Annotated in this window: 10 protein-coding genes and 1 tRNA gene; 3 read left to right on the top strand and 8 right to left on the bottom strand. The window is 71.9% G+C overall.

What is annotated here, in order from left to right; all coding sequences use genetic code 11:
* Nucleotides 1-78 precede the first annotated feature (78 nt).
* Nucleotides 79-240, bottom strand: coding sequence for a hypothetical protein (locus tag Q0112_RS01095; RefSeq protein WP_297970331.1), 162 nt, complete (start codon nucleotides 238-240; stop codon nucleotides 79-81).
* A gap of 31 nt (nucleotides 241-271) precedes the next feature.
* Complete coding sequence (locus Q0112_RS01090; protein WP_297970329.1) at nucleotides 272-568, bottom strand: hypothetical protein; 297 nt, start codon at nucleotides 566-568, stop codon at nucleotides 272-274.
* A gap of 71 nt (nucleotides 569-639) precedes the next feature.
* Here Q0112_RS01090 and Q0112_RS01085 point away from each other — a divergent pair, with 71 nt between their 5' ends.
* From Q0112_RS01085 to Q0112_RS01075, 3 genes are read left to right on the top strand one after another with little or no spacing between them, the layout of a single operon-like run.
* Complete coding sequence (locus Q0112_RS01085; RefSeq protein WP_297970327.1) at nucleotides 640-2187, top strand: trimethylamine methyltransferase family protein; 1548 nt, start codon at nucleotides 640-642, stop codon at nucleotides 2185-2187.
* Between the two features lie 59 nt (nucleotides 2188-2246).
* Nucleotides 2247-3089: an outer membrane protein gene (locus Q0112_RS01080; protein ID WP_297970325.1), complete on the top strand. Its 843-nt coding sequence runs from the start codon at nucleotides 2247-2249 to the stop codon at nucleotides 3087-3089.
* Between the two features lie 8 nt (nucleotides 3090-3097).
* Nucleotides 3098-3334: a DUF6489 family protein gene (locus tag Q0112_RS01075; protein WP_297970323.1), complete on the top strand. Its 237-nt coding sequence runs from the start codon at nucleotides 3098-3100 to the stop codon at nucleotides 3332-3334.
* A gap of 24 nt (nucleotides 3335-3358) precedes the next feature.
* On the opposite strand, the gene Q0112_RS01070 is transcribed toward Q0112_RS01075, so the two are convergent.
* The 6 genes from Q0112_RS01070 to Q0112_RS01045 all read right to left on the bottom strand — a co-directional run.
* Entirely contained in the window at nucleotides 3359-3742 is a 384-nt protein-coding gene (locus Q0112_RS01070; protein ID WP_297970321.1) for a transcriptional regulator, read from the bottom strand.
* Between the two features lie 31 nt (nucleotides 3743-3773).
* Complete coding sequence (locus tag Q0112_RS01065; protein ID WP_297970319.1) at nucleotides 3774-4076, bottom strand: type II toxin-antitoxin system HigB family toxin; 303 nt, start codon at nucleotides 4074-4076, stop codon at nucleotides 3774-3776.
* Nucleotides 4077-4160: 84 nt separating this feature from the next.
* A tRNA-Val gene (locus Q0112_RS01060) sits at nucleotides 4161-4236 on the bottom strand.
* 40 nt (nucleotides 4237-4276) lie between these two features.
* On the bottom strand, nucleotides 4277-6805 hold the full coding sequence (locus Q0112_RS01055; protein ID WP_297970317.1) for a DUF3772 domain-containing protein: 2529 nt from the start codon (nucleotides 6803-6805) through the stop codon (nucleotides 4277-4279).
* Nucleotides 6789-7826: a cysteine synthase A gene (locus Q0112_RS01050; protein WP_297970315.1), complete on the bottom strand. Its 1038-nt coding sequence runs from the start codon at nucleotides 7824-7826 to the stop codon at nucleotides 6789-6791. Before Q0112_RS01050 ends, Q0112_RS01055 begins: the two co-directional genes overlap by 17 nt.
* 71 nt (nucleotides 7827-7897) lie before the next feature.
* A partial coding sequence (locus Q0112_RS01045) for an NUDIX domain-containing protein (protein ID WP_297970313.1) occupies nucleotides 7898-8810 on the bottom strand: 913 nt, incomplete at its 5' end.

The following is an 8810-nucleotide window of genomic DNA, read 5'->3' as shown; positions in this document are numbered from 1 at the left end:
TACGCAGCGGATTGCAAATCCGTGCACACCGGTTCGATTCCGGTCGTCGCCTCCAGATCCCTCCTGGCTCCGCGGGCGCTAGTCCGACGACTTCGTCCGATCGGCGCGGCGGTTGCACTGGGCCACGGTCCCGAGGTCCATCGCCTCGATGTACGCCCGACATGTCTCGCGGTGCTCGAAGCACATCTTCGGGCTGTTGGATTCGAGCGAGGTCGTGACGATGAGGATGCACCAGATCATGGGGTTGGGTCCCTTCCGAGTCAGCAATACCTCAGGCGCCGCGCCCGGCGCTACCCTGCCGGCCTGATCTCGGCGCAGCGGAGCTGCCGCCGAACCGGCCGACGAGCTTCGTGAGGCTCACCCAGGTTCTCGTCGGTCGGCACGCGGCGAGAGGTCGGCTTCCTGCCGTCGACGAGAGCAGGACGAGCTTGTCGCCGTGGGCCGCCGGCTTCCCGGTCTTGGTGGTCTTCTCCCCTTCGGGCGTGACGACCGGCGCGTCGAGCTCGCCCTTCCCGGCGTCGTGATCCTCGCCCTCGTGGGCGCGGGCCGGCGGATTTCGCCGAAGCATCTTCCGCTCCCCCGGTGGCGGCGCTACGCTCGCCGGGAGCCGGTCCCGCCAGGGGCCGCGGGAGGACGAGCATGCACGAGCGCAGGAGGCGCGGCGGCGGCCACGCCGGCCATGGCCGCGGCGAGGCGGCGCATGCCATCGCCCAGATGCCCTGGCGCATCCCGCTGAACCCCGACCGACCGACCGAGCCGCTCCCGCCCGAGGGCGTCGCCGCCATCCACGACGCCGCCATGCGCGTGCTCGAGGAGGTGGGCATCGACTTCCTCCACCCGGAGGCGCGCATCCTCCTCGGCGCCGCCGGCTGCAGCGTCGCCGGCGACAACGTGCGCATGGACCGCGCCTTCGTCATGGAGCAGGTGCGCAAGGCGCCCCGGCAGTTCGACATGACGCCCCGCAACCCGGCCCGCCGCGTCACCATGGGCGGCGGGCACATGTGCTTCGTGAACGTCTCCTCGCCGCCCAACGCCATGGACCTCGACCGCGGCCGCCGGGTCGGCAACATGGAGGACTTCAAGAACTTCATGCGGCTGACGCAGTATTTCAACTGCATCCACGTCGCCGGCGGCTATCCGGTCGAGCCCGTCGACATCCACCCCTCGGTCCGCCACCTCGACTGCCTCTTCGAGAAGCTCACCCTGACCGACAAGGTCGTCCACGCCTACAGCCTCGGCCCCGAGCGGGTCGAGGACGTGATCGAGATGGCCCGCATCGCCTCCGGCCTGCCGCAGGCCGAGTTCGAGAGCCAGCCCCGCCTCTTCACCAACATCAACTCCTCCTCGCCGCTCAAGCACGACTGGCCGATGCTCGACGGCGCCATGCGCTTCGCCCGCCGCGGCCAGCCGGTCATCGTCACCCCGTTCACGCTGGCCGGCGCCATGGCCCCGGTCACCATGGCCGGCGCCGTCGTCCTCTCGATCGCCGAGGCGCTCGCCGCCATCGCGCTCCTGCAGGTCATCCGCCCCGGCCTCGCCTGCATGATCGGCACCTTCACCTCCAACGTCGACATGAAGTCGGGCGCCCCGGCCTTCGGCACGCCGGAATACGTCCGCGCCACCCAGATGACCGGCCAGCTCGCCCGCTTCTACGGCCTGCCGCTGCGGGCCTCCAACGCCTGCGCCTCCAACGCGCCGGACGGCCAGGCGATGTGGGAGAGCATGAACTCGCTCTGGTCCGCGGTGCAGGCGGGCGTGAACCTCGTCTACCACGCCGCCGGCTGGCTCGAGGGCGGGCTGATCGCCTCCTACGAGAAGTTCGTCATGGACTGCGAGGTCCTGCAGCAGTTCCAGCGCTACTTCGACCCCGCCCTCACCGACACCTCGCCGGAGGCGCTCGCCGTCGAGGCCATCGCCGAGGTCGGCCCGCACGGCCACTTCTTCGGCGCCGCCCACACCCGGAGCCGCTACGCCTCCGCCTTCTACGCCCCCTTCCTCAGCGACTGGCGCAACTACGAGGCCTGGGCCGAGGCCGGCAGCCCCACCACCGAACAGCGGGCCAACCGCATCTGGAAGGCGATCCTCGCCGCCTACGAGCCGCCGCCGATGGACGAGGCCGTCCGCGACGAACTCGCCGCCTTCGTCGCCCGCCGCAAGCGCGAGGGCGGCGCCCCGACCGACTATTGACAAGCGGCCGCCGCCGGGCGCCATCTCGCGGCGACGGAGCCAGCCAGGAGGCCGGAGACATGCGACCCACCCTTCTCGCCGCCGCGGCGACCCTCTCCCTCGCCGCCGGCGCGGCGGCGGCGCAGACCGCGCCCGCCCCCGCCGCGTCCCCCGCCGCGTCCCCCGCCGCGTCCCCGGCCGCGTCCCCGGTCGTCACCCCGGCCCCCGCGCCCGCCGCCGCCGACTGGACAAGCGGCTGGTCCGGCCAGGCCACGCTCTACGCCTGGCTCCCGGTCATCAACGGCTCCCAGGAGGGCCCGGACGGCCGGCCGCTCGTCGACCTCGACACCACCGACGTGCTCTCGGCCCTCGACGCGGCCTTCATGGGCTCCGCCTTCTTCCAGAAGGACAAGTTCGGCCTCCTGCTCGACGCCGTCTACTCCGAGTTCAGCAACGACGGCACCTGGGTGCAGGAGCGCGTCTCCACCGAGACCAAGACCCGGCTCGGCTTCTACACCGCCGCCCTCAGCTACCGCGTCCTCGACGACCCCAGGGGCTACGTCGACGTCTACGGCGGCGCCCGCTACTTCGACACCACCGTCGAGTTCAGGATCGGCACCGCCAACCTCGGCGAGGCCTCCTTCAGCAAGGACCTCGACTGGACCGACGCCATCATCGGCCTGCGCGGCGGCTACACCGTCAACGACCGCTGGTCGCTGCACGGCTTCGCCGACTACGGCGGCTTCGACGGCGCCTCGGACCAGAGCTGGGAGCTCTACGCCGGCGCCAACTACGGGTTCAGCGACCGCTGGGCCGGCACCCTCGGCTACCGCTACGTCTCGATCGAGAAGGAGGTCACCGACCGCGCCGCGCTCGACCTCGACATCCAGGGCCCGGTCCTCGGCATCACCTACCGCTTCTGAGGCGCGCCTTGAAGATCAACATCGAGATCGACTGCACGCCCGAGGAGGCCCGCAGCTTCCTCGGCCTCCCCGACGTCAAGCCGATGCAGGAGCAGCTGATGGCCGACCTGCAGGAGCGCATGTCCGCCAACCTCAAGGCGATGGACCCGGCCGAGATGCTCCGCACCTGGCTCCCCGCCAACCTCAAGGGCTTCGAGCAGATGTTCGACGCCTTCTCCCGCATGGGAAGCGGCAAGCGCGAGTAGCGGGCGGCCGCTGGCATCCGGCCCTCAACCTGCTCTCGCCTGCCCGGCCTCGTAGGCCGGAACGAGCGCACCGGCCGGGATATGCCACTTCGCCTGCAGCTTCGCGATCATGCCCATCGAGAGCCTGCGCCGGCCGCCGAGCACCTCGGAGGCGCGCGACGTCGAGCCGAGCAGTTCGGCGAGGTCCGCCTGGGTCCGGCCGTTCGCCTCCATCGAGAAGCGCAGCACCTCTATCGGCTCGACGTCCGGGATGGCGCAGTGCCGATCCTCATAATGCTCCACGAGGTCGATCAGGATATCGAGGAGGTTGCCGTCCGCGGTGCCGGGCTCGGCACCCCAGAGCTCCTCGATGCGGCGGAGAGCCTCCCTGTGGTCGTCGGGGGTTCGGATGGGGTGGAGATCGGGCATGCGGTTGTCCTCGAAGCGATGTGGAGACCGGTCAGAACCGCTCGACGGTCAGGGCGTCCACCTTGTCGTACTCGGCATGCGTGCCGAGGAATTTCACGAAGGCCACCTGCCGGCGGAAGTCGAAAGCGACGATCATCCGGAAATCACCGCCATGCAGCTCGAAGCGGATGCGCTCTCCATTCAGCGCCTTCGCCCCGGAGAACGCCGCCCTGACCTCTTCGGGCGTCTTCCACGTCGCATGCCTGACGATCTGGTGCCAGCGTTCGATCGAGGCAGAGGCCTTGGGGTTCCGGGCGGCGAAGGCGATCAGCGTGCTCCTCGCGATGACCCTCATGCGGAGCACCATACTCCCAGGATGGGAGCAGTCAAGAGGATGGCTCCCAATATGGGAAGACTGGTGCCGCTCCGCCAGGGGGTGTGGTGGGCGATGACGGACTCGAACCGCCGGCATCCTCGGTGTAAGCGAGGCGCTCTACCAGCTGAGCTAATCGCCCCCGCCGCCTGATAGCCGCGGGCGGCCCGGCCTGCAAGCGATCACGCCGGCTTGGCGGGCGGCGGCCCGGCAGTGCCGTCGGAACCGGGCTCCCCCTCCTCCTCCGCCGACTTCTGGGCCGCCACCAGGAAGGCCGCGCTCACCTCGTCGAGCTGGTGCACATGCTGCACCGGCGGCGGCAGGCGGAACTCGATGCCCTCGGCGCGGAAGCGGCTCACGATCTCGAAGTTGATGTCCGAGCGCGCCGAGAGCGAGAAGTTCACGTCGCGCAGCCAGCAGCGGAGCTCGAAGTCCATGGTGTTGAGGCTGAAGCCCATGAAGAGCACCACCGGCGCCGGGTCCTCGAGCACCAGCGGATGCGCCTCGGCGATCGAGCGCAGGATCGCCTCCACCTGCCGCGGCTCGGCCTCGTAGCTCACCCCGATCGGGATCTGCACCCGCCCGTAGGTGCCGGAATGCGTCCGGTTCAGCACCGTCCCGGCCACCAGGTCGCTGTTGGGCAGGATCACGCTCGCGCGGTCGAAGGTCTGGATCTCGGTCGAGCGCACGTTGATCCCGCGCACGTAGCCCGAGAAGCCGCCGACCTCGATCCAGTCCCCCTCCTTCACCGGCCGCTCGACCAGCAGGATGATGCCGGAGACGAAGTTCGAGACCAGGTTCTGCAGGCCGAAGCCGATGCCGACCGAGAGCGCGCCGGCGACGATGGCGATGTTGGAGAGGTCGAGCCCCGCCGCCGAGACGGCGGCGAGCGCGGCGACCACGAAGCCGAGGTAGCCGATCCCCACCACCACCGCGTTGCGCCCGCCGGCGTCGAGCTTGGTGCGCGGCAGCACCGAGCCGCGCAGGACGGTCTGGACGATCCGGGTCAGCGCCGCGCCGAGGGCGAAGACGGCGACGAGCGTCAGGATCACGCTCAGCGAGATCCGCATCCCGCCGAGGGTCACCCCCTCGTTCAGCATCCCCCAGGTCTCCGCCAGGTCGGTGCGCCGCGCCCCCCAGATGAGCGCGAGCAGCGGAATGGCCGTGATCCCGACCAGCGTCCCCACCACCACCGGAATGAGGCCGGTGTCGTCCTGCGACGCATTCGGCGCGGCGAGGAAGTTGACCGCGGTCTTCTCGAGCAGGTCGTAGACGACGACGATGGCGCCGAAGAGCCCGAGCGTCATCACGCTCGGCAGCACGAGGAAGGCCCCGGCCGGCAGGTAGCCGGCGAGCGCCAGCAACGGGCCCGCCACCGCGACGACCCGCGCCACCCGCGCCACCACGCGCAGGAAGCGCAGCCCGAGCACCGCCGTCGGCGACTGCCCCTGCTCCGGCCCCGCCAGCCGCGCCCTGATCCGGTCGATCAGGCGCGCCGCCCGCCAGAGCCCGAGCGCCCCGAGCAGCACCAGCGGAAAGAAGATCGCCGTCTGGGTGGCCTGAGAGAAGTCGAAGCGGGCGATCGCCCACATGGCGTAGCGGGCCAGCGCCATGATGCAGCCGAGCACCAGCACCAGCGACGCGCCGCGCCGCGCCTCGCGATTGTCGAGCGGTACCAGGCGGTAGGACTCGTGCCGCGGCGAGAAGAGGCTCGTCGCCAGCCAGGAGGCTCCGATCAGGATGAGGATGAAGCCCGGGATCTCGAAGAGGCGCCCCTCCCCGGTGTGGGCGACCAGCCCCTCGGGATCGAGCGCGGCGAAGATCAGCCCGGCCCCCACCACCGGCACGATCAGCCGCGAGAGGTTGCGCAGCGCGACGATCCAGGCCGCCGCCCGCCCGCTCGCCGTGGCGAGCAGCCGCTCGTCCACCCAGCGCATCAGCCAGCGGCGCACCAGCAGCGTCGCCGCGGTGCCGGCGAGCACCAGCGCGAGGCTGACCGGCAGCCGGCGCAGCGCGATGCGCCGGTTGACCGGATCGTTGAAGCGGTCGCGCAGCGCCTCGCGGTAGATCACGACCTTCGAGCCGATCTCCTCCGCCGCCGTGGTCCAGACCGTCGGCATCAGCGGGCTCGGGCCGCGGCTCATCAGCTCGGCCGAGAAGCGCGCGCGCACGATGCGGTCGATCTCGGCGATCTGCGCGTTGGCCCGCTCGAACTCGTCCTTGGCCGCGAGCATCGGGGCCATGGCGTCGGCGAGCTGCTGGTTGAGCTCGGTGCGCCGCGCCGCCGTCTCCGGCGGCTCGGTCACGCCCTCCGCCGGCGGCTCGCCCAGCGCCGCGACGCGGGCGTTGACCTCGTCGAGCGCCGGCTGCAGCTCCTTCTGTGCCGCCAGCGCGTCGTTGCGCTGGGTGACCAGCCGGTCGCGCATGACCTCGAGCTCGGCGGTCGAGGTATCGGGATCGGCGATCAGCCGGTCGATGCGCGCCGCCGGCGAATCGTCCGCCTCCGCCGCCGCGTTCTGGGCGAGGCCCGGTCCGGCGAGGAGGATCAGGACGAGAAGCGTCAGCGCCGCCAGCGCACGCGCCAGGCCAGAAGCGCGGCGCCCGGCCCGGTGGGCGCCCGCCGAGGCCAGGGCCCGGGGCGGGACGGACGGAAAGGGCGCGCCGCCTTCGCCGGTCGCCCGGGCCGAGCGCGCTTCAGCCGGCCCAGGCATCGGGAAGATCGCCGCCCGGCCGCTCCAGCCACCCGGGAACCGGCAGGCCCTTCTCGCGCAGGAACGCGGGGTTGAAGAGCCGCGACTGGTAGCGCGTGCCGAGATCGCAGAGGATCGTCACGATCACATGCCCGGGGCCGAGGTCGCGCGCCATGCGGACCGCCCCCGCCACGTTCATCCCCGAGGAGGCCCCGAGGCAGAGCCCCTCCTCGCGCAGCAGGTCGAAGACCTGCCCGACCGCCTCCACGTCGGGGATGCGATAGGGCATGTCAACCGTCAGCCCCTCGAGGTTGGCGGTGATCCGCCCCTGGCCGATCCCCTCGGTGATCGAGCTGCCCTCGGCCTTCAGGCTGCCGTGGGCGTAATAGTGCCAGAGCGCCGCGCCATGCGGATCGGCGAGCCCGATCCTGATCTCAGGCTTGCGGGCGCGCAGCCCCGCCGCCACGCCGGCGAGCGTCCCGCCCGAGCCCACCGCGCAGATGAAGCCGTCGATCCGCCCGCCGGTCTGCTCCCAGATCTCCGGCGCCGTCGCGTCGATATGCGCCTGCCGGTTGGCCACATTGTCGAACTGGTTCGCCCAGACCGCCCCCTGCGGATCGCGCGCCGCGAGCTTCTCCGCCAGCCGCCCGGAGTAGCGGACGTAATTGTTCGGATCGCGATAGGGCACCGCCGGCACCTCGACCAGCTCGGCGCCGGCCAGGCGGATCATGTCCTTCTTCTCCTGGCTCTGCGTCTCCGGGATCACGATCACCGTGCGGAACCCCATCGCCGCCCCCATGAGCGCGAGCCCGATGCCGGTGTTGCCGGCCGTGCCCTCGACGACAGTCCCCCCGGGCTTCAGCGCCCCCCGCGCCACCGCGTCGCGGATGATCCAGAGCGCGGCGCGGTCCTTGACCGACTGGCCGGGGTTCATGAACTCCGCCTTGCCCCAGATCTCGCAGCCCGTCGCCTCCGAGGCCCGCCGCAGCCGGATGAGCGGCGTATTGCCCACGGCCGCCGGGAGATCCGCCGCCACGATCATCGCCTTCTCCTCCTGCCCGTATGCCTCCCGGGAGTAGCGGCTTCGGCCGGTGGCTTCAATGCGCCGCTGCATCACGACCACGCGGCCCGGAGCCGCGCCTCGTGCCGCGCCAGCCAGAGGAGCGAGATCATCAAGGGGCTCGTGTTGATCTCGCCCGTCTCGACCGCCGCCACCGCCGCCGCGAGCGGCAGCACCAGCGCGCGGATGTCCTCCTGCTCCTCGGCGAGCCCGTGGACCCCGCCCGCCCCGCCGAGGTCGGCCTCGGCCACGAAGGCGGTGATATGCTCGCCGACGATGCCCGGCGACGGATAGAAGTCGGCGATCCGCTCGATGCGCCCGAGCTCGAGCCCGGCCTCCTCGCGCGCCTCGCGCCGCGCCGTCGCCTCCGGCGGCTCGGTCACGTCGCAGCGCCCGGCCACCGTCTCGAGGCACCAGGGATGCGGGTCGCGCCGCGCCCACGGACCGGAGCGGAACTGCTCGATCAGCAGCACCGTCCCCGCCCGCGGATCGAACGGCAGCACGGTGATCGCGTCGCCGCTGGTGAAGACCGCGCGGTCGATCGTCTCCGACATCCCGCCGTCGAAGCGCCGGTGCCGCAGCCGGTGCTCCTCCATCCCGAAGTAGCGGGCATAGGAGAACTCCCGCGCCTCCGCCACCACGTCCGCCGCCGTGAGGCCCGCCCCCAGCGCCGCCGGCGTCCGCCCCGCCGCCCCGCGCACCCGGGCGAGCGCGCGGATGCCGATGCCGTGCAGCAGCCCCGCGACCTCCGCCGCCGGGCGGCGCCCGTAATGCCCCATGATCTCGGTCAGCGCCTCGGCGAAGCGCGCCCGCCGCTCCTCCGGCTGCGGCTCGCCCGGCCAGGCATGGCCCGCCGCCGCGCCGAAAACATAGGCCGCGCCCTCCCCCGCCGGCACCGCCCGCGCGCCCATCGCGGCGAGCGCGAAGTCGAGCCGCGCCCGCGCCGCCGCCGGCGGATCGGCCAGC

The organism is uncultured Amaricoccus sp., assembly GCF_937858865.1.
Classification (GTDB): Bacteria; Pseudomonadota; Alphaproteobacteria; order Rhodobacterales; family Rhodobacteraceae; genus Amaricoccus.
The sequence above is the reverse complement of the archived record's forward strand: the minus strand, read 5'-3'. Positions and strand labels throughout refer to the sequence as shown.